Source organism: Sedimentisphaera cyanobacteriorum (assembly GCF_001997385.1).
GTDB lineage: Bacteria > Planctomycetota > Phycisphaerae > Sedimentisphaerales > Sedimentisphaeraceae > Sedimentisphaera > Sedimentisphaera cyanobacteriorum.
In genome coordinates this window covers 1,343,335-1,364,330 of the sequence record NZ_CP019633.1, presented here as the reverse complement: position 1 = coordinate 1,364,330, position 20,996 = coordinate 1,343,335, and the positions used below count along the sequence as shown (strand labels likewise).

General features: G+C 45.3%; 18 protein-coding genes. 10 read left to right on the top strand and 8 right to left on the bottom strand.

Translation table 11 applies throughout. The features are described 5' to 3' along the window. Positions 1 to 104: 104 nt before the first annotated feature. The 3 genes from L21SP3_RS05350 to L21SP3_RS05340 form a co-directional block, all read right to left on the bottom strand. The gene (locus tag L21SP3_RS05350) at positions 105 to 1,793 is read right to left on the bottom strand and encodes an aryl-sulfate sulfotransferase (RefSeq protein ID WP_077539813.1); all 1,689 of its coding nucleotides are present in this window, start codon (positions 1,791 to 1,793) and stop codon (positions 105 to 107) included. Between the two features lie 102 nt (positions 1,794 to 1,895). Beyond that, a complete protein-coding gene (locus L21SP3_RS05345) occupies positions 1,896 to 3,590 on the bottom strand; it encodes a hypothetical protein (protein WP_077539812.1) in 1,695 nt (564 codons plus the stop codon). After that, complete coding sequence (locus L21SP3_RS05340) at positions 3,587 to 5,128, bottom strand: type II secretion system protein GspD (protein WP_077539810.1); 1,542 nt, start codon at positions 5,126 to 5,128, stop codon at positions 3,587 to 3,589. Before L21SP3_RS05340 ends, L21SP3_RS05345 begins: the two co-directional genes overlap by 4 nt. Before the next feature lie 222 nt (positions 5,129 to 5,350). On the opposite strand from L21SP3_RS05340, the gene L21SP3_RS05335 reads away from it, so the two are divergent. The 4 genes from L21SP3_RS05335 to L21SP3_RS05320 all read left to right on the top strand — a co-directional run bounded on the left by L21SP3_RS05335 (position 5,351) and on the right by L21SP3_RS05320 (position 8,691). Next, complete coding sequence (locus L21SP3_RS05335; protein WP_123785141.1) at positions 5,351 to 5,785, top strand: YkgJ family cysteine cluster protein; 435 nt, start codon at positions 5,351 to 5,353, stop codon at positions 5,783 to 5,785. Positions 5,786 to 5,853: 68 nt separating this feature from the next. Further along, positions 5,854 to 6,753 (top strand): DUF547 domain-containing protein, encoded by a 900-nt coding sequence (locus L21SP3_RS05330; RefSeq protein WP_077539806.1) that lies wholly within the window; start codon positions 5,854 to 5,856, stop codon positions 6,751 to 6,753. Positions 6,754 to 6,836: 83 nt separating this feature from the next. Beyond that, complete coding sequence (locus L21SP3_RS05325) at positions 6,837 to 7,808, top strand: PhoH family protein (RefSeq protein WP_077539804.1); 972 nt, start codon at positions 6,837 to 6,839, stop codon at positions 7,806 to 7,808. Positions 7,809 to 7,854: 46 nt separating this feature from the next. Beyond that, on the top strand, positions 7,855 to 8,691 hold the full coding sequence (locus L21SP3_RS05320) for an Mrp/NBP35 family ATP-binding protein (protein ID WP_077539802.1): 837 nt from the start codon (positions 7,855 to 7,857) through the stop codon (positions 8,689 to 8,691). Positions 8,692 to 8,738: 47 nt separating this feature from the next. Here the strand turns inward: L21SP3_RS05320 and L21SP3_RS05315 are convergent, their stop codons facing one another. Further along, positions 8,739 to 9,338: a DUF3427 domain-containing protein gene (locus L21SP3_RS05315; RefSeq protein ID WP_227806834.1), complete on the bottom strand. Its 600-nt coding sequence runs from the start codon at positions 9,336 to 9,338 to the stop codon at positions 8,739 to 8,741. A 325-nt stretch (positions 9,339 to 9,663) separates the two neighbouring features. Between L21SP3_RS05315 and L21SP3_RS05310 the strand changes: the two genes are divergently transcribed. Both L21SP3_RS05310 and L21SP3_RS05305 read left to right on the top strand, forming a co-directional pair. Beyond that, positions 9,664 to 9,828, top strand: coding sequence for a helix-turn-helix domain-containing protein (locus L21SP3_RS05310; RefSeq protein WP_261340806.1), 165 nt, complete (start codon positions 9,664 to 9,666; stop codon positions 9,826 to 9,828). Between the two features lie 262 nt (positions 9,829 to 10,090). After that, a protein-coding gene (locus tag L21SP3_RS05305; RefSeq protein ID WP_390612108.1) for an IS3 family transposase occupies positions 10,091 to 11,235 on the top strand; the annotation gives its coding sequence in 2 pieces (ribosomal slippage) (positions 10,091 to 10,352 and positions 10,352 to 11,235; 1,146 coding nt in all). Positions 11,236 to 11,294: 59 nt separating this feature from the next. Here the strand turns inward: L21SP3_RS05305 and L21SP3_RS05300 are convergent. Next, the gene (locus L21SP3_RS05300) at positions 11,295 to 12,314 is read right to left on the bottom strand and encodes a tetratricopeptide repeat protein (protein ID WP_077539797.1); all 1,020 of its coding nucleotides are present in this window, start codon (positions 12,312 to 12,314) and stop codon (positions 11,295 to 11,297) included. A 345-nt stretch (positions 12,315 to 12,659) separates the two neighbouring features. On the opposite strand from L21SP3_RS05300, the gene L21SP3_RS05290 reads away from it, so the two are divergent. Then, positions 12,660 to 13,883: an IS4 family transposase gene (locus tag L21SP3_RS05290; RefSeq protein ID WP_077539794.1), complete on the top strand. Its 1,224-nt coding sequence runs from the start codon at positions 12,660 to 12,662 to the stop codon at positions 13,881 to 13,883. A gap of 158 nt (positions 13,884 to 14,041) precedes the next feature. Here the strand turns inward: L21SP3_RS05290 and L21SP3_RS05285 are convergent, their stop codons facing one another. Continuing rightward, the gene (locus L21SP3_RS05285) at positions 14,042 to 14,983 is read right to left on the bottom strand and encodes a phospholipase D-like domain-containing protein (RefSeq protein WP_077539793.1); all 942 of its coding nucleotides are present in this window, start codon (positions 14,981 to 14,983) and stop codon (positions 14,042 to 14,044) included. A 234-nt stretch (positions 14,984 to 15,217) separates the two neighbouring features. Here L21SP3_RS05285 and L21SP3_RS05280 point away from each other — a divergent pair, with 234 nt between their 5' ends. The 3 genes from L21SP3_RS05280 to ribD all read left to right on the top strand — a co-directional run bounded on the left by L21SP3_RS05280 (position 15,218) and on the right by ribD (position 17,389). Beyond that, positions 15,218 to 15,808 (top strand): DUF2179 domain-containing protein, encoded by a 591-nt coding sequence (locus tag L21SP3_RS05280; RefSeq protein ID WP_161488108.1) that lies wholly within the window; start codon positions 15,218 to 15,220, stop codon positions 15,806 to 15,808. A 218-nt stretch (positions 15,809 to 16,026) separates the two neighbouring features. Further along, positions 16,027 to 16,203 carry a 4Fe-4S binding protein gene (locus L21SP3_RS05275; RefSeq protein WP_077539789.1) on the top strand — a complete coding sequence of 59 codons (177 nt, stop codon included), beginning with the start codon at positions 16,027 to 16,029 and terminating at the stop codon, positions 16,201 to 16,203. Positions 16,204 to 16,276: 73 nt separating this feature from the next. Further along, positions 16,277 to 17,389, top strand: coding sequence for a bifunctional diaminohydroxyphosphoribosylaminopyrimidine deaminase/5-amino-6-(5-phosphoribosylamino)uracil reductase RibD (gene ribD, locus L21SP3_RS05270; protein ID WP_077539788.1), 1,113 nt, complete (start codon positions 16,277 to 16,279; stop codon positions 17,387 to 17,389). An 8-nt stretch (positions 17,390 to 17,397) separates the two neighbouring features. Here the strand turns inward: ribD and L21SP3_RS05265 are convergent, their stop codons facing one another. After that, positions 17,398 to 18,918: a right-handed parallel beta-helix repeat-containing protein gene (locus L21SP3_RS05265; protein WP_077539786.1), complete on the bottom strand. Its 1,521-nt coding sequence runs from the start codon at positions 18,916 to 18,918 to the stop codon at positions 17,398 to 17,400. Between the two features lie 20 nt (positions 18,919 to 18,938). After that, positions 18,939 to 20,924: an NAD-dependent DNA ligase LigA gene (ligA, locus tag L21SP3_RS05260; RefSeq protein WP_077539784.1), complete on the bottom strand. Its 1,986-nt coding sequence runs from the start codon at positions 20,922 to 20,924 to the stop codon at positions 18,939 to 18,941. Positions 20,925 to 20,996 lie beyond the last annotated feature (72 nt).

Here is a 20,996-nt window from a genome sequence, read left to right as displayed (position 1 = left end):
TTATAACAGGCTTATCCCCGCAAGGCAATTTGCGAGCAGCGAGCAGTAAGCGGCGTGTGGCGTTTTTTCTAACTATTCACCGCCTGTAAAGCATTTTCAGGGTGTTATTTACCTTTGTAAAGGCTCTTGATATTCCTCGCACCATAAAGAGTCCAGCCGATTTCGCTGCTGCTGTCTCTTGCAGTAAGAGTAATCTTGCGCACCAGTCTGGTTTCCGGCCTGCGGGTATATTCACGAATCTGAGTTGTTCCTATATACTGCCTGCGCGTGTCCCAAGAGGCCTCGCTGAGGTCTTCTTGGCGAAACATAAACCCGAATCCGGCAAGCACATTCCCAGTTTTGGGCATCAGTTTTGCGCTTCCCATAGCGAAGCTTGGCAGAACCTCGTCATCGGCCTTCCTTGAGGACCAGATCTTCGTTATAGTCTTGTTGTCCTCATCGATTCTGTACTCCTGAGCGCAGCTTCTTATTTCTGCCGGCGGGGCAGGCTCTTCAAAAGGTCTTGCTCTAAAGTTGTCGTTGTTAAACAGAAGCAGAGTGCCTTCTGGAGTAAACTCCGGAGCGTGCTGATGCCAGAACCATCTTTCTGTTCCCTTTAGCTCGAGCAGCTTGCCCTGAAGCTCTTTCGGCCAGCCGCTGGGCTCGCCTGCGATCCACTCAATATCTTTGGATGTTTTGTCTATTTTCAAGATTGCGCTTTGATGTCGCATATTGCACAGAAACGCATCATCTTCTGGAATATAGCTCACGCTGTTGGCATGGCTCCAGTCTATCGTATCCGGCCAGCCTCTGCGTTTCCAGTAGCCGCTGAATGTCATATAGCCTATCCGATACGGGTCGAGATGCTCGAAAGCGTTCCACCTCCAATGCACTTTCCCCCAGCGGTCGAACTCGATTATCTCATCGCCCATAACCCACTGTGGCTTTCGTGGGGCATCGGGGTTCTTCGAGCTTGTGTAGTACTTATCAATCCTGCGCCGGTCTGTTCCGAGTATCAGGAAATGCCCGTTCTCAAGCTGTTTAACGCTGTGATGGAATGTGAGTGTATCCACAGGAACACCTTTGCCCTCGCCTTCAGGCCTGCCCTTAGCATACCAATGATTTACAATATTGCCCAAGAGGTCTATCTCCACGAGACGGTTATCCTGAGTGATATAGATAATATGGCCGTTCTCGATGAATCTGAAATCACTGATACGTGAGTCGGCCTTATAATACCATACCAGTTCGCCTTCAGTATTCACTGCGGTTAGAAGGCCGAAATTTTGATTAAAATCCTTCCTTTCGCTTCCTTCAGCCTCCTTGGATTTTGCTGGTATTCTTCTTCTGGGATTGAACATTATAAAACCGGGCTCAACGGCATACTCATCAAATACCTGATTAGTTATTTCAGGAAATTTTTGATTGCCTTCAGGCAGCGCTGGACTTTGAAACTCCATCACTTTGGAATTAATTTTCTGGCCGATCTTGTCCTGCGCTTCAATAACGAGGGTGTAATTTCTGTCCGGGCAAAGCTGCACTATCGGAAGGCTTTTTCGATATGTCTGGTCGTTTTCGAATATTATTTCCCGCTGACATTCACCGTCGCTCAAAAAAACGCGTGAAGTAACAGGATGGTTGGTTTCGAATTTTAGAACCGCTGCCAGGGGCACAGATTCATTTGGATTATGAACAACTTTCGGCTTGGACGTGAAAAAAAGAGGGTCATGCGAATCTTCAAGCCAGCTCTCCCTGCAGCCTGCAAGAAGAAGTACTGGCAATAAAAACAGACCAAGCTTAATTAATTTAATCATTTGAACGCTCCATCAGAAAACTCTGCTCAAAGTTTTTAGTTCTGAGAATAAAAATCTGAAACAATTGAGTAATGTTTCAGATTTTTTACTACGCAGTAGTTTTTATTTCTTTTCGCTGGAATTGTTCTTTTGTTTTTGTTTGTTATTGTTTTTTCCAGCATTGGGCTCTTTCTTTTCAGCAGGTTTTTCTGCCTGCTGCTTATTTGTCTGAGCCTGTTTTTTCTCTGCTGCTACCTCTTTTTTCTGCTGCTGTGCCTTCTTTTGAGCCGCTTCTTTCTGCTGCTGCGCTTTTCTTGCCTTTGCTTTCTGGTCTTCAAGGTGTTTTTGAAGCTTGTCTTGGAGCTGTTTGAGCTGATTCAGCTTATTTTTGTATTCAGCATTAACCTTTTTGGCTTCTTGTGATTTAAGCTTCTGGTCATTAAGCTTAGTTTCGAGCTGCTGAACCTGATCTTTCAGCCTTTTCAGTTCTCGTTCGGTTTCGTTTATGTCAATTTCAGTTTTTATTCTGCTGATAGCCTGTTCAGCAGCGTCTTTTTCGAGTTTTTCAGTGTACTGGCTTTCTGTGCCCAGCGGGCTTGTGAATGTTTCGCCAATGATCTCGGAGAGATCCTTATCCTTTACGCGGCTCTCAAGCTTATTTTCTGCCCAGTCCATTGTTTCTTCATAGGGCCTACCATTACCCGAAATGCTCGGTGTAAGGATGATTGTGATTTCCTTGGCACGCTGTTCGTAATCATCGCCTGAGAAAAACATTCCTATAAACGGAAGGTCCTTGAGGAATGGATACCCCCTTGTTACAGCAGAATTTTCCATCTTCCTGAAGCCTCCGATAATGAGGCTCTCGCCGATTCTTATGCGGTTTTCGCTAAATGTTGCCTTTTTTTCTGTTATAACAGGCCTCTGCACCACGCCTTCCGGCGTAGATTTGGAGCCTATGGAGATCTCAGTTTTAAGTCCTATAGTACCGTTCTGATAAACATACGGAGTTACTTTCAGCTTGTCCTCTATCCAGATGTATTCTGTTTCCTGATAAGGCTGTATGTTATTTTTCGTTACAATCTTAGTTATCGGTACTCGCTCTGAAGATGTTACCTGAGCCGGCTCTCCAACGAGAGTTTCCACTGTCGGGTTTAGAAGCACCTTGAAATACCCCCTCGATACGAGCATATCTACAAGAGTTTCAACCTTCTCTCCGTTTTCGGAGTAGGAATATCCGAGTTCCATACCCATATCAGAGCGTTCGGTTTCTCTTATAGAGGCTCCCGGGAAGCTGGGTCCATCACCTTTAGGCGTCATAGCTACATCAGAGCTGAATACTTCTTCAACTTCCACTCTCGTTTCTTTGTCCATCGTAAGGTCCGCGTAATTCTCCGCTATAACGCAGTTTATGCGAACCTGAATAGGAGGGATGTCGATTAATTTCAGAAAATCGAGTATCTCATTGGCGAGCTTCTCATTCCCGCAGGATATAATAAGCTGATTGGCAGAGTCCAGGCGGGCAGTTCCCACCTTGAATTCCTTTTTCAGCATATTTTCTACATATTGCGGTGAATGATTTTTTGTGTAGTAGAAAAGCTTTACGCCCTGAGAGGTCTTTTGAATCTCGGTATCTGAGGTGATCCTTTCAGGTACAGGACGGTCAACCTCTAAGTCCTTTCTTATCTCTGATGCTGCTTCGAGCAGCCTCTTTGCTTCGATTTCGGTTTTCTTTTCGTCGAGAACCTCGCCGCAGCCGATAAGCAGTAACGCTGAGAAAAGAACAGTGAAAATTGTGAGGGCGGAATTACTGATTCTCATTTCTTCCCTCCCTGCTTAGAATTCTGCTTCTTATCGGGATTGATTGTCTTTTCGAGCTTTTCGGTAATTTTTTCAACCTTTTCGATTTCTTTCTGGTATTCTTCAGCGGACTTCTGCGCATTTGAGGCCTGAGACTTCTCGAATTCAAGCCTTCTCTTAAGCTCGTTAAGCTGATTACGCAGTTTCTTGAGCTCTCGTGAGCGATTGGCAAGGTTTATTTCCGCCTTAACCTTCTTGAGCTCTTCTTCATCCTTGCGCGATTTAACCTCTCTTTTATGCATCTCATTCTGGAAAGGATCGATCATCATCCGTTCGATGATTCTGGTAATCTCTGAATCGGTTACATGGTCGTCGAGCTGAGCTCTAACCTTTTTGAGCATCTCGTCGTAAGGCTCTCCATGGCTTGAAATGGAAGGAGTTATGATAAATGTAATCTCCTTTGCCCTTTCTTCAAAATCTTTACTCGAGAATAAAAGCCCTACAGCCGGAATATCTTTGAGGAACGGAAAGCCTCTGATTACAGAAACCTTCTCAGCCTTTTTGAAACCGCCTATGATGAGGCTCTGTCCTGGTTTGACGCGATTTTCGCCAATATCAATACCCTTCCTGGAGATAATTCTCTGCTGAACAACACCTTCAGGCGTTGATTTTGAGCCCATAAGCACCTTTGTTTTTATGCCGATAGTTCCGTCTGCATAAAGATGCGGGACAACCTCCAGATAGTCTTCAACCCAGATATATTCAGTGAGGTTATAAGGGTCCCTGTTTCTTTCGGTTATAACGCGGATAGTGGGCACCTGCTCACGTGATTTGAAGGTAGCTTTCTGGCCTGAAACCACCTCAAGCTCGGGGTTCATCATTACCTTGAGATACCCCCTTGACTCAAGCATATCCACTACCACACGCACAAAATCGGTATCACCTATATTCCCGTCTTCAAAACCCAGATCGAGACTAAGATCAGCCCTGTCCGGCTCGCGGAGTAAAGCGCCCGGGAAGTTAGGGAGATAATCACTGTATTTCCCGCCTTTTTGCTTTCCGCTTAGCGTGATATCTGTACCGAACAGCTCGCCAATATGTACAGTGGTTTCCCTGTCCATTGTAAGGTCTGCGTAATGCTCAATAAGCATGCAGCTTATCTTTATCTGCACAGGCAGCACGTCAACACTGTTGAGAAAACTGATTGCTTCTTCAGCCTGCGCTTTGTTTTTGCAGCTTATGATAATCTGGTTGGTTGTGCTGGAGGGGTTTGCCGAGCATTTAAGCTGATTTTTAAGAAGGCCGGCGAGTACGTTAGGCGGCTGATTTTTCGTGAAATAAACCACCTTTGTGCCCGAAGAGGTCTCAATTATCTTCGGTTCTTGTTCGTAAATATCAGGCAAATGGTTTTTTACAGAAGAATCTGCTTCAATGCGTGAGGCTTCTTCCAGAAGTACCTTAGCCTCGAACTCTGTAGCATCGTCTGTTATGAAACCTTCGCTTCCGCAGCCTGTTATGAATATCGCCGCAGATAAAATGAAAATGAGCCTCGAAGTCAAAATTTGAACCCTTCAAAGCGAAATAAAATATTAAACACGCCTGAAATCCGTTTCAAGCCAACTTATTCTAATTGTTAGAATAACAAAATTCAAGTTAATAATCCAAGTCTTCCTGTTTGTACTTGATTTTAGCAGAATTTGTTCATAATTTCAAACGGTCGTAATTTTTTTCTTTACCTACTGAAATTTAAGCTTGTTATAAATGCATCTGAGGAAAATATAATGGGAAAAAAGAACCAAAAGCCCGATGATATGGATGAGAGCTGCAAAAACTGCGACGGGCTTTGCTGCAGATACATAGCTCTGCCTATAGACAACCCCGAAACCGAAAAGGATTTCGATGATATAAGTTGGTATCTCTGCCATGAAAATGTCAGCGTTTTCGTAGAAGAAGGTCAGTGGTATGTGAGCTTCAGCACGCCTTGCAGGTATCTGTGCCCGGAAACGAGTATGTGCCTGAACTACAAAAACAGGCCGCAGATTTGCCGCAATTTCGATTCAGAATCCTGCGAGTTCAATCAGGATGAATACGGCTACGAGCTGCATTTCAAGAACGACGAGGAGCTTCGAGAGTATATGAAAGTGAAATTTGAGAACAATCTTACTGACCGCGGGCGTAAGAAAAGGAAGAACAAGAAGAAAGACAAAACCGAATAACACAATCTGTATTCAAATCTAATGCGAAAACGGGTTGTAAAGATTTGAGGTTTTCCTAAAATCTGGTGATGATGAAATTTATAAATTTTAAAATTCTTTCAATAATTATTCTGCTGGTTTCCTTTCTGCAGGCAGCTGGACAGGAAGAGCCCCCTAAAGACCCCAACTCTTTAAACCGGCTGCAGGCCGAAAAGCCCGAAGAACCCGGGCCGAACGAGATGTTCGGAAAGGTGCTCAAGCCTTCGTTTGTAAACAGCAGGGGTGAGGTGGATTATGCTAAGGTTAGAAGGCAGAAAAACGACATCTTAGATGTTTTGAGGTGGATGAGGAGGCTTGAGGTGGAAGATTTTCTCGTTTGGGAGGATGACCAGAAGTCTGCTTTTTGGATAAATGCCTATAATGTTTGTGTTATAAAAACCGTATTCGATCATTACCCAATAGAGGCGTCCAGAATCAAGATGATTTTTTATCCTGCAGAGAGCATAATGCAGATTGATGATCCATTTGAAGACAAATATTATGCGATTATGGGCAATGAATACAACCTCAGCGATATGGAGAAGAATGCGGTTGATGTTTACGGCGACCCTAAGGTGCTTCTTGCCCTTTCTCAGGCTGCCGTGAGCTCGCCGAGGCTCCGCAATGAGCCATATACCGGCTTCAGGCTCGAGAAAATGCTCGATGAGCAGGTAAAGCAAACCCTCCTTCGAAAAGACTTTGTTGCCCCGGACCATAAGGAAAAAGAGCTTGCGATTTCAAGGCTTTTCAAAGAGAAATCTGAATATTTCCGCGAGCATTACTTCACAAGAACTCGTTTGAAAGCCAGAGACGAATCCATAAGGGGCATACTGAATTTTATCTTTATCAGCAAGCCCGATTCGAACTGGGTTGTTTATAAAAATCCCGAATTCGATGTTAAATATTCCTACTTCGACTGGCGTCTGAATGACGCTAAGATAAGCGATTAAAAATTTTGGTTGAAAAAACAGCTAACTCCGTATAGAATTGCAGACTTGTTTACTTTTCTTGGAATGAAAGGTTCAGTTTTAAATTGGAAAAAAAGATAACGCTTGCCTCTGAAAGCATTGCCTCTCTTGTATTCGGCCCTGCCGATGAATATCTGCGGCAAATTCGCAAAGCGTTTGATGTTCGTATAAGTGCAAGGGGCGAAGAAGTTAAGATTTCTGGCGATTCGGATAATTGCGCCAAGGCAGCTAAGGTAGTAGAAAGGCTTGAGAAGGCCGGCCAAAAGCGCAAGGGAATAAGCCCGGAGGAGGCACGAAATATAATTACTCAGGTTTCGAAAACAGATCTCGACCCTTCAGCCTATTCAATCGAGGTTTATTCACATAAGTCAGTTGTAGAGCCGTTTACAGACGGCCAAGCGGACTACTTGAAGCAGATGCTCGAGAACGATCTGACCTTCTGCACCGGCCCGGCAGGTACGGGGAAAACGTATCTCGCTGTGGCTATGGCGGTTTCTATGCTGAAAAAGCAGCAGATTCGCAAGATTGTGCTTGTTCGTCCTGCTGTAGAGGCCGGCGAGAAGCTCGGCTTTCTCCCGGGCGATATTGAGGCGAAGGTAAATCCCTATCTTCGTCCCCTCTTCGACAGCCTTGAAGACCTCATGGAATACGGACAGATGCGCAAGCTGATGAGCCTTGATGTAATTGAGATTATTCCGCTGGCCTTTATGCGGGGAAGAACGCTCAACGAGGCGGTTGTTATCTGCGATGAGGCGCAGAATACAACGCCTTCACAGATGATGATGTTTCTCACGAGGCTGGGCAGGGATTCGAAGATGATCGTTACAGGCGACCTTACGCAGGTGGACCTCGAGGCGAGGAACAAGAGCGGGCTCTCAGATGCAATCGAAACGCTCAGCGATGTTCACGGCGTCGGCTGCTGCGAGCTTTCAAGAAACGATATCGTACGCCATAATCTCGTGCAGAATATCGTTAAGGCGTATGAACGACGCAAAGAAAAGCTCGTGGAGAAGGTAAAGCGTGAGGGAATGATTTAGCCCGGCAAAAGCTTACATTAGATAAAACATTTTTCAGGAAATAATAATGGCAGAGAATCAGTGTTCAGGGTGTTCCCAAAGCGGGAGCTGCCCATCAGCAAACGCCGGCGGACAAGCCGGACAAAGCAGCAGTCAAATCGGCAAGAAGATAATCGTTATGAGCGGCAAAGGCGGCGTTGGCAAGAGCAGCGTGGCAGCCAATCTCGCTGCCTGGCTCAGCAGCCGGGGCAGCAGTGTGGGGCTTCTCGATGTGGACCTCCACGGCCCGAGCATACCGCGGATGATGAACGTTACAGGAGAAGATATACATCAGGTGGGCGAGATGGTAATACCCGCAGCAGGCCCGTCAGGGCTGAAGGTGATGAGCATCGGATTCCTGCTTGAGAGCGATTCCACCCCCGTAATCTGGCGCGGCCCGGCAAAGCATAACGTGATAAATCAGTTCGTTAATCAGGTGCACTGGGGCAGCCTCGATTACCTTATCGTTGACTCCCCGCCAGGAACCGGCGATGAGCCCTTATCCGCAGTGCAGACGCTCGAAAAGCCCGACGGGGCGATTATCGTTACAACCCCCCAGCAGGTTTCGGTGATGGATGTGAGAAGGTGCATCTCCTTCTGCGGCAAGGTGGAGGTGAAGATTCTCGGCGTTGTGGAGAATATGGCTGGATACGTTTGCCCCAAATGCGGATACCGCGTGGATGTGTTCCTCTCCGGCGGCGGCGAGAAGGTTGCAGAGGAATTCGAACTGCCTTTCCTCGGCTCTGTGCCAATGGACCCGGAATTTGCTATCTCAGGCGAGCAGGGAAAGCCCATCGTCCTCCAGGGCGAAAAAAGCCCAACAGCTCAGGCACTGGCAGCCTCTTTCTCAAAAATCAAATTCTAAAATCGTATTAAACAACCCCTAAGCCGGCACTTTCCCCGCCGGCTTTTTTAATTTATAACAAGACGTGAGGTTTTGCGAATAAGATGAGCTGGCATAGGGTGTTTTAACTTCCATGTTATACTCATAGGCTTTGATCCTTTGTGTTCGATGTATTCTGCCTGACCTAAGAAATAATAAGGATTTGCTAACTGATTGCTATTTTCTTTATCTTCTCTGACAAACAGCAGAATTGAATGATTATTAGCCTTATGGTTAATATACCTTTGTCCTGTTTTAGAATGCTCTGAAGTTGAAGACTGGCTTTGCCAGTGAAAGAAAGTTTCGTTAATTGCATAATCTTTATACATTGTGGTGGGGGAGTAATGCTTTTTGGTTTTATTCAAAGTAATGAAAAGGGCATCAGAATTTATATTAGGCAGATATAAAACACCTTCTCTCATAGCCGGCTGCTTTTCTAAATTCCAAAAATCAAGTCCTACTAAAATTTCATCACGAGTGTATTGGCAATGAATTTTAAGGGGAAGTTGCGGGTTTGCTTCTTGACCTGCAGAAACAGTTTTTACACTTTCCCTGCAATAGAGTGATAATTTTTGCAATTCCTCCTTTAAGATCGGGTTTCGGTTTAGCTTTTCTATATTTTCTTTGATACTGGGGTGTATTTCGTTGGGATCCCGCCCCCAAAGGCTAATAAAAAAGATTGATAATTTTTTAACCCCGATTTCTCACTTAGGGGGTAAAAAGTGCGTTTTTACCCCCGTCAGAGGGGTTGGTCTGTCTCCAAATCTTATTTAAATCGTTGCTGTTTAGTTTATACTTTACGCCACTGACTATGTCAATCATAAAATTTAATGAAAAATGCAAAATTGTTGACTTCCTGCAGGTTTTCAGCTATATTTATCCACATTTAACTACATATACCATTAAATCCTTTAAATGAGAATGCAAATGGCCACAGAAGAAAAATGGGTAGATATGGAAGACGTGTCCCAACACCTCAAGGTGAATAAAGAGACCATACGTCGCTGGATTAAGACTCAGGATTTTCCAGCACACAGGGCTGGCAATCTGCTTCGTTTCAAATTGTCGGAAGTAGATGCATGGGTGCGTCAAAGCTCTACGGACAATGAAACTGATTAAACATTAAATGCAGTATGAGTAAAATAGGGCTACAATCACCAATTTCGGTTTTAAACTTACGAACAAAGCCTCGGAATGCTTTGTGCAGACTAGGTGTGTCCACAATTGGTGAATTTCTTTTAGTTGATATTTCACAAGTAACACATTTGGAAGGAGTTGGACAAGGAACCGCCACTGTAGCTCTCCCATAGAATTGAACACTTTAAATTAGACGGTTCCTGAATAATATAAACCAACTCAAATATTTAGAAAGGAACTTAAAATGCGAAGATCGAGGTTTAGTGAAAGCCAGATACTTTCGATTCTCAAGGAGTCAGAAGCCGGTTTAGAGGTCAGTGATTTGACCAGGAAATACGGCATATCCCGTGCCACATTTTACAACTGGAAGAGCAAGTATTCTGGTATTGGCGGCAGTGAGATAAGGCGTTTACGCGAGTTAGAGCGAGAGAACGGCAAGCTCAAAAAGATGTATGCGGACTTATCATTAGAGAATAACGTTCTCAAGGATTTAATAGAAAAAAACTTCTAAAGCCTGCCGAGCGAAAGGATTTTGCCAGGCAGGCACATTCTAAGGGCTTATGCGTGCAATCATCTTGTAAAGCAGCAGGCATCAGCCGGGGCAGTTTTTACTATACTCCTTCAAGAAACGATGATGCTGAGGTAAAAAGACAGATAGAGCTGGTAATAGATTCCCGTCCTCGACGCGGATTTCCAAAGATATTCGACAGTATCCGCCGCAAGGGATATAGCTGGAATCACAAAAAGGTTTATCGTGTTTATAAGGAAAATGAATTTCAGCTTAACAACCGTAAAAAGAATTTGATAAGGCAAATAGAGCGTAAACCTATGCCAGAAGCTACGAGAGCTAATGAGATATGGAGTATTGATTTTATGAGCGATAGTTTGAGTAATGGTCGGCCATTCAGGGCTTTCAACGTTATCGATGAGTTTAACCGTGAGGCATTGGATATTGAGATCGACACGAGCTTACCTTCGCTTCGCATAATTCGTAGCCTTGAATTAATAGGCTCTGATCGGGGTTTCCCCCGCTTTATTCGCAGCGATAATGGGCCGGAATTTAGGAGCCTTCAATTTCGCAGGTTCTGCTGCCGAAACAGAATCAGGCACCGCCGTATAGAAGCAGGCAAGCCTCAGCAAAACAGTTTTATTGAACGATTCAATCGGAGTTATCGAGAGGATATACTTGATATGTACAGTTTTAAGAATTTATCAGAAGCTCGTAATTTAACTTTAGATTGGCTTATAGAATATAATTATGAGCGTGGGCACGAATCACTGGGAGGGAAAACTCCTGTAGAGTATGTTCGCAGTTTTTTGCCTTTCACCCCTCAAAATAATTCTGAAGGGGCAAAAGGAAAAAACTGCTGTTTGAAGGAATTTGTCTAATTATTACTGTTCAAAGACAGGGGAGAGGCACAGAGTTTTTCAAAGAGCTTACCCATGAGCTATTTCAGTAATTTTAGAATTTTTAAAGTTAAAACCGAAATTAAAATAAAAATGAAAAAAATATACGCCCAGTTTCTTTTTATATAACCATAACCTATCATTCTTATCTTATTTATATAATAGAACATCCTGTCAATATCCAAATACCATCTATAAACAAAGTTGTTACTCAAAACGGCATCAATTTCTGGAATTCTTACCATATCATGTGTATCAATTAAATCAAGATTGTAAAATTTATCCCAATTCTTTCTGTTTCTTATTTTTATTGCTTGTTTATGGGCCTTTTTAAATTGGCCAGCGTAATAATATGTTGAAGCTTTTTTATAATCATACGTTAGTTGCCATTGAGGAGTAAAACAAAACCTATGCGACTTACATATATCAAAAGCTTTTGAAGCCTTCTCAAAATCTTTTCCTGCAAAATGGAACTCTGCTTCAAAAAAACTAGTATCCAAATCTTTCCCAGGCCCAAAACGACTTTTCTCAAAAAGTTCTCCAGCTTTTTCTAAATCTCCGCTATCGATATATACTTTTATTGCAAATATTTTTGCACCAAAAAACTCTTCTAGAGCATTAAAAATATCTAAGGCCTTACCTTTATCGACTTCACTTAAATAAATAGCCAGATTAAACCTTAAGTTTCTCAAAAACTTTTCATCTTCACAGCAATCAACCGCTTTTTGCATATACTCAATACCTTCGGCTATAAAATTTAGATTACAATAAAACCAGCCAATATTGAAGCAAAGTTCACACTTTTGAGGTGTTGCCATTGAGTCGAAATCGATTCCGCAATTTATGACAGAATCAATATAACTTCTATCATAATAACATGCGGATAACAATCTTGCATACTGAACCGTAAAAAACCCAATACCTGTTTCTTTTTCAGCTCTTTTTCTACAAAAATTATAGCGTGAAACAGGATAGCTATATGTCATAGCTGGTAAGGCTAAAATATTTTTTATAGCTATTTTTTGGGATAATATTTTTTCTTTTGTCGCGTTGATATCCATAAACGAACTTTACCTTTCAATATGATACTATGGTGCTGGCCCTATTGTAGGTTGTTGTGGCATATATTCATCAGCGTCGTCGTCAAATATAAATTCCCAAAGACCTTTAGCCATATCTTGCACATCTTCCTGGCTTGCCAATAGAGCAAGGCCTGCTGCAATAGCCGCCCATTTAGGCATTTTCCCCCAGCCACCGGGTCCTCCCCAATTCCAACTTACTTGCTGATTATAATTATAAACACAGCCATCCCATAGAAGAGCAAAATACAAGATGTTTCTTTAAAACCAGCGGGGTATGAGTTACACTAATTCTTTCAGTCTAATTAAACAAATTAGGAGTAACCCATGACACCCGCCAAACATCAATATAGCATTCTTAAGCAAATATGCCAACATATTCCTGCACATCTTGTTTCAAAATTGTCTCGGTCTTTCGGTATTGACAAGCAATCACGAACATTTTCTTGCTGGTCGCACATTGTATCTATGCTTCATGTCCAGATTGCTCACAGTCTCTCGCTCAACGACGTTTCCGACACATTGCGTAATCATTCTGGAGCTTTGACTCCTATCCGCCGTGCAACCCCTCCAAGCAGGAATGGGCTTTCTCATGCAAACAGGGTTCGAGATCCTCTTATGGCAGAGACTCTCTTCTGGGAGGTGCTGTCCCATATCCAGAACAAACATCTTGATTTTGGGAGAGGCCATAAGTATTCCGGCCTTCCGAGGCGTTTTAAGAGAGCAATATATGCGGTTGACTCAACCACGATCCAGCTTGTAGCCAACTGTATTGACTGGGCTAAACATCGCAGACGAAAAGCGGCTGCAAAGTGCCATATGCAGCTGAATCTCCAGACGTTCCTGCCTCAATTTGCTATTGTAAAAGAAGCCTCAACCCATGATTCGACAGAAGCTTATCAGCTCTGTCAGGACCTTAAAAGCGGCGAAATAGCGGTTTTTGACAAGGCTTACGTGGATTTTAAGCATCTAGCAGATCTTGACAGGCGAGAATTATTCTGGGTTACCAGAGCCAAAGATAATATGAAATATCGTTTTGTTAAACAGAATACAGAACCAAAAGGTAATATCCAATACGATGCTTTAATTGAACTTGAAATGCCGAAAAGCCGCGAGGCATACCCGAAGAAGCTCCGTTTAGTTAAGGCTTATGTGGAAATTAACGGCGAGAAAAAGCTTATGAAATTTATCACGAACAATATGCAGTGGGCGCCGAGCAGTATTTGCGACCTATATAAGTGCCGCTGGGGTATAGAGGTGTTTTTCAAGCAGATAAAACAGACTTTGCAGCTAAGCGATTTCCTAGGGCATAGCCAAAAAGCAATTCTATGGCAAGTATGGACGGCTATGCTGGCTTATATTTTAATAAGGTATATAGGTTTCCTCGGTCAGTGGAAAGGAGCATTCAGCCGATTGTTTACTTTACTGAGGGGTGTATTATTCAGCCGGCTGGATGTTTTTAGCGTTATGGCTCCCTGTGGGACAGCACGTGGTTCACCGCGTATGGTTGGCAGCCCTCAGCAGGCTTATTTGCCGGGTTTTAATATGTAGCAAGATTTTACGAAAATAAAGAGGTGAAAAGAGAGCGGGCAGTATTGAGCAAAAAACTGCCAATTGAACAAAAGCAAAAAAAAAATGCAAACTGGGGTAATTCAAATCCTTCAAGAAAAGGGCGTTTTAATACAATAAACAAGCCCTCAACGATAAATTTATGGACTTATGGGATGGCTGTGAAAATAAGGGATTATGTATTCATTATCTGTTTTAGGTGAAGCCTCTTCAATGAGCGCTTTTTCAAGTCTTTTACTATCTCCTTGCTGGTCGTATGTTTCAAACTCTTTATCATTCCAATATGTTTCGAAAGTAGCCGAAATTTTATCCCATTGATAAGGTTGTTCATATTGGCTGATCTTAATATTCCATTCTAAGCCGTCCGTTAGAGCTGCTTGAGAAATATTCGCAGAACCTATGTAAGCAGAGGAAAAACCGGTTTCTCTATGAATAAGGTAAGACTTTGCGTGTAATCTTGTCCTGTGAGTATCGTAGCTAACTTTAATTTCTGTGCTGGGTAAGTCGGATAGAAAATTTACTGCTTTAAGGTCTGTAGCTCCCATATAACTGGTTGTTATAATTCTCAGGCGGGTATCGTTTCTTTTAGTGAACATACGCAGAGCCGGGGCTAATATTCGAATACCGCTCCATTTAATAAACGAACAGAGTATGTCAACACGGTCAGCAGTAGCAATTTCTTTTGTAAGCTGAGAAATTAAAGTAGGGTCTTGATTTGTTCCTGACAATAAAGCACCAATAGAAAGAGGGGTGTCGGGGCGTTCAGCAAAGCGCATATCAGACGCAGATACCATTATAGAAAGAAGTTTTTTTGCTTCTTTAGATATCTTAGCTTCATCAAAGCCTTCAATATTATTCCGCTCAAGAGAATTGATAATTTCATTGCAAATCCGAATTTGTTTTTGGAGTCGGCTATCTCTTTTTTCGGCGTCTTTGCTAAGCTTTTTTTCTGGCTTTACCTCAGCAAGCCCTTGAGCCAGAACTCTATAAAGGTATTGAGCGAGGAAATTGTGGCTGTCTGCTGGATCTAATGGAGTGCATTTAAAAGAATTTGGTGGAATTGCTTTAAGTTGATTTTCCATAACCAAATTAATGATTTTTCGTAAACACCATCTTTTAACATATAACTCTCATCAAGTAAGATATAAACTTATAGTTTAAATTAACATTAGAGTAATTCTATGCAATTATTTTAAGTAATCAAGAATATGTTTTTTTGTAATTCACAGGAAATTAGTTTTTTAAACATTGCTTTCAGCTCTAATGGTGTTAGCATACCCGCCCTCTGTTTAGGTATAAAGAAAGCGAGGGATAAAATGACATTTGAATTCGACATATTCGCCCATTTTCTAATGCCGGTGCTGATTTTCCTCTCCCGCGTAGCGGATGTGGGGCTTGGGACAATCCGGCTGATTTTCATAACCAAGGGGATGAAAAAGCTTGCCCCTCTGGTTGGTTTTTTTGAGATGCTTGTATGGGTATTGGCGATGGGCGTGGTGATGAAGAATCTGAACAACCCGATTTCTTATATAGCTTATGCCGGCGGATTCGCAGCGGGCAGCTATATCGGTATTCTGCTTGCCGAGAAGATGGCTCTCGGTAAGGTGCTGCTGCGTGTGCTTATAGTTAAAAACTGCCAAGACCTGCTGGAAGAACTCCAGCACGAAGGCTACGGTTTTACCGTTGTTGACGGCAGCGGAGCGAAAGGGCCGGTGAAGATTGTGTTTTCCGTGATAAAAAAGAAAGACCTGAAAAAAGTTGTAGATTTTATAGACAAGCACCACCCCAGAGCATTCTACAGCGTGGGTGATGTGGGCAGCGTGCGTGAGGGGATTTTTCCCACGAAATACCCAACATCATTCTACAGGGCATCCCTTCCTTACAGACTTTTCAGGAAGGGGAAATAAGGCTCAAAACCGCCTAAAGCCCAAGCGTTTTCAGCTCAAAGAGGGCTGCTGTTCTGCCTTATAAAGATGAGAGCAGGGCGGGCGGGAAAATTTTTAAGAAAAAATTGTATTTTTTTGTTTGGCGCAATTTAAACTTTTTTGTATATATACAATTGTTCACAGTTTGAAGTGAGCAGAAAGAATGAGAATTAACTTAATTTTGTGAAAGGATGTTAATTATGCCAGCAGTTATCGATAAGGAAACCTGCACCGGCTGCGGGGCCTGCGTTGATGCGTGCCCAGTAGAAGCAATCTCTCTCGACGACAACGGCAAGGCTGAAGTTGATGCAGATGCATGCATCGACTGCGGTGCGTGCGTTGATGAGTGCCCGGTAGAGGCAATCTCCATGGAATAAACCGTGTAATGCTTTGAAACAGCAGTTCAAGGGGCAATCTTTAAAGGGATTGCCCCTTTTTTAAGGCAGAATTATGGCTTACGAACAATATATGCATTGGGCGATAGAGCTTGCCCGGCGCGGCTTTGGCAGCGTTGAGCCGAATCCTATGGTGGGCTGCGTTATAGTAAGCCCTTCAGGCGAGGTAATCGGCGAGGGCTGGCATAAGCAGTTCGGCAAAGAGCATGCGGAGATAAACGCCCTTAAAGACTGCCGCCTTAAAGGGCTCAGCCCAGCCGGCAGTACAGTTTACGTTACTCTCGAGCCATGCAGTCATTACGGCAAAACCCCGCCCTGCGCAGCAGCCCTTATTGAAGCTGAGGTGTCTGAGGTGACAGCGGCAATGGAAGACCCGAGCGAGAAGGTGGCCGGCAGGGGGTTTGATATGCTTCGTAAAGCAGGGATTAAAGTGCAAGTGGGGATGTGCAGAGAGCAGGCCGAGCTTCTGAATCCGGCTTTTATCAAGCAAAGCCGGCGTTCCCGCCCGTGGGTTATCCTCAAATGGGCGCAGAGCCTCGATGGATATATGAGCGAAACAGATGCCGGCGGAAATACCGTATGGCTCACCTCGGAGGCGAGCAGGCAGGATGTTCACCGGCTGCGAAGGAGCTGCGATTATATCCTTGCAGGAATCGGTACGGTTCTCGCAGACGATCCCATGCTTACAGCAAGGCCTTCCTGCGGCAGAAGTCCGCACAGGATTATCCTTGATTCTAAGCTGAGAATCAGGCTGGATATGAAGCTTTTCCAAAGCATCGATGCTGCCCCGCTCACGATTTTCACGCTTTCAAACGATGAGGAAAAAATCCAAGAGATTAAGGATTGCGGAGTGGATGTTGAGCGTGCTCAGAAAGACGAGAACGGCCGCTGCAGCATCAGGGGCGTGCTGGACAAACTTTCCGCTTTGAAAGCCCAGAGGGTGATGGTGGAAGCGGGCCCGGAGCTGCTCAGCGAATTCATCCGCTGCGGGCTTGCAGATGAGTTTTGGGTGTACACGGCGCCGAAACTGCTTTGCTCAGCTGGAAAAGACAGCCTGCCCGAGGCGATGGCAGGGCTCCCCCGAAGCCGGCTTTGCCACACCGAATTCACCCCGTTCGATAAAGATATAAGATTCACCGCACTCGCCAGAGATATAAGCGAAATTTAACAGCCCGATTAAAACGCCCCGACGTTTATCGGATAATCGAGCTTTTTGCCCTTGTAGTTCTTTCCGCCGTTTCCGCTGATATACATCCCCGCATCGGCGCCGGGAGAGTCGGGAGCGAGCTGGAAGCCCATCGGATTCCAAAGCCCGTTTTCGTCTGTGAAGCTTCCTTTGAAACGCGGCTTGTCAGTAATAGCTTTGCTGTCTTTCGGGCGGTCTTCAAATTCGCCTGAATACAGATTGTTCATAAATCTGGTTTTTCTGCTGCCTGCCATTATGAAATCCGCCTTCCCTTCCACGTAGAAGATATTGTTCGCAAAGAGCGTATTTTCAGGGTAAGGCCCGCCCCAGTTGTCCATCTCCACAATCGTGCGGTCTATCTCTTTGGAGTTCTTTCGGGGCACGTAAATCAGATTGTTGTAGATTCGTGTATTGGTAACAGGGCCGGATATGTGGAAGGTGGGCGAGAAGCCGGCGGCATGGCCTTCGGTGCGGAGCCCGTCGTTTATGCTGATATTGTAGCGGACTATCGTTCCATCGTTTATCCTTTTAGACTTGCTTGCCCCGCCGTTGCAGCATATAAGCAGGAAGCCGCCTTCGTTGTCGTGGCTGTAGTTGTACTGGATTATCGTCCCGCGGCAGTTCCAGTCTGAGTCGAAGCCTTGGCCGTCCCAGCAGGCCTTGTGGTCGGATACTTCGTTGTACTGAATGATCGTATTGTCCGAAGACCAAGGCCAGATGCCCGCTGCTGCATCGCCTTTCTCGAGCATTCTCGGGCAGTCCCGCATAACGTTGCCTTCGATTAGAGCCCCGTCGCAGCCTATAGGCACGATTCCGTCGCCCGGGATCCCCTCAAGCAGATTGTCTCGAACCACTACATTCAGGCTCGGATGCCAGTTCTCGCGGTTTGTATAGCCTCGCGAATTCATTCCGTTTCGAACGCAGTCTTTCAAATGGCAGTTTTCAATTACAAGCCCGTCGAAGCGGGTTTTCTTTTCCTTGCCGTGATTCTGCCAGATAATTGCAGACCCGCCGCCTTTTTTCTTCTTATACTTGCTGCCGTTTACATCGTGTATAAAAAGATTGCTGATTCGGATATCGTTTCCTTCGCCGAAGTCTTTCAGCTCAATCCGAAGCCCTCTTCGCCCGGGTTCGGGTTTGCTGCCGGTATTGGTAATAGCGAGCCCTTCCAGCGTAACGTATTCCATATTGAAAAGATGAACGGCTTCGGGGAATCTTCCTCCGCCTGCGATTTTCGGCTTGTCTCCTTCGCCGTAGCTTCCGATGTGAATCCGTTTGCCTTCTTCGCCGCAGCCCTGAGGCTTGAAGTGGCCGGCAAATTTCTCGCCCGCCTTGAAAAGCAGTTTGTCGCCGGGCTTGAGAGTTATGGAGTTAGCTTTTTCAAGTGTTTTGAAAGCCTTTTGCGGGCTTGTTCCTGAATTATTGTCATTGCCTTCACTGCTGTTAACGTAGTACTCAGCAGAAAAACACATTGCTGCTGCTGATAGCAGGATTAGTGTGTATCGAATCATAAAAACCGCCTTAATCTAATTTAACTGCAAATTTCCTTGAGCTCTTGTTCATTTATTATCTCAACGCCGAGGCTGCTGGCCTTTTTCAGCTTTGAGCCTGCTTTTTCGCCCGCAAGGAGGTAGTCGGTTTTCGAGCTCACGCTCGAGCTAACCTTCCCGCCGTTCTGTGAGATAAATTCCTTCACCTGATCCCTTGTGAACTGCGATAGCGTGCCGGTTACCACGAAGGTTTTCCCTGCAAGCGGCTTTTCCTCACCGCTCTGCTGGACGTACGGCCTGACGCCGCGAGCCAGCAGATTATTCACTGTTTCCCTGTTTTCTGCATCTGCGAAATATTCCTTCACGCTTGCTGCTGCAACGGGGCCGATCTGGTCTATCGCTTCCATATCCTCCGCTGAGGCGTTCATAATCGCCTCCAGAGAGCCGAAACGCTCAGCGAGTATCTCGGCGTTCTGCCCGCCGATGTATCTTATGCCAAGCGCCTTTACAAACCGCCAAAGCGGTGTCTCTTTGCTCTTTTCAATCGATGCGAGTATGTTTTCCGCGCTTTTATCGCCTATCTTATCTAAGGATGTCAAATCTTCTCTGGAAATTCCGTACAAATCTGAAAAATTTTTCACGAGCCCCTTCTCTATCAGCTGTTCGATTACGGCCGGGCCGAGCGTGTCGATGTCCATCTGTCCCTTGCCCACGAAGTAAACGAGCCTGCCCTTGAGCCTTGCCGGGCAGTTTGGGTTTGTGCAGACCAGATACACCCCGTTCTTGTCTTTGGCGGTTTGGCTGCCGCAAACGGGGCATTCCTTGGGAGGCAGGAATCTCTCGCTCGTTTCCGGGCGGTGGTCTCTGAGCACCTTCACCACCTGCGGGATAATCTCGCCTGCCTTCTCCACAAGCACAGTATCGCCCACTCTTGCATCCAGCCTTTCCACCTCGTCGAAGTTGTGCATGGAGGCTCTTCGTACGGTTGTCCCTGCAAGCTCCACTGGCTCGAGATTGGCAACGGGGGTGAGGATGCCCGTTTTGCCCACCTGAACATCAACGGAGGAGATTTTCGTTTGCTTCTGCTCGGCGCTGAATTTATACGCCATGCACCATCTCGGGCTTCTGCCCGTAGCCCCGAGCTTCTTCTGGGCCTCGAAGCTGTCAACCTTGATTACCATCCCGTCTGTGGGATAATTGAGGGTTTTGCGTTTTTCGTCCCAGAGCTGGATTATCTCGATAACCTGCTCGATATTTTCGGCCTCTGCTGCCTCCGGATTCACCGGAAGCCCCATCTCTTTGAGCCTGTTCAGGGCGGCGAAATGCCCCTTCGCAGAGAAGTTTTCCGCTCCTGCAAGCCCGTAGCAGAAGAATGAGAGCTCCCGCTTAGACACCTCTTTCGCATCGAGCAGTTTCAGCGACCCTGCAGCGGCGTTTCGCGGGTTTGCAAATCGCTGCCTGTCTTGAGCGTCTCGGAGCTTGTTGGTTTTCTCGAATGCACTGAAAGACATAAACACCTCGCCCCGAACCTCGAATCTGCCCGCTGCGGGATTATTGAGCTTCAGCGGGATGGAGCGGATTGTCTTCACGTTTGCGGTTACATCATCGCCCTGTTCACCGTCGCCTCGGGTGGCTGCTCGCTGGAATATTCCGTTTTCGTATATCAGGCTTATCGCAAGCCCGTCGATCTTCAGCTCAACAGTATATGAGTAATCATTGCTGCCCAGCCCCTTGCGCACGCGGCTGTCGAAGGCGCGGAGCTCTGCGCTTTCGTAGGTGTTGTCTATGCTGAGCATCGGCACAAGATGGCTCACCCGCTCGAACCCCTCGCTCGGGGCCTCAGATACCCGCTGCGTGGGCGAATCGGGCGTTATGAGCTCGGGATGGTCGGCTTCTAGCTCCCTTAGCTGCCTGAAAAGCTCGTCGTATCGGAAATCCGATATCTCCGGGCTGTTTAAGACGTAGTAGAGGTAGTCGTGCCTGCGGATCTGCTCTCGTAAATCTTTCGCTTTTGATTTTAAGTCCATTTCTTCCCCTGCATAATATTTCTCTGCCGGCAGCCGAAAATAATACCCCGGATTGTGTCTTTAGGCAAGCTC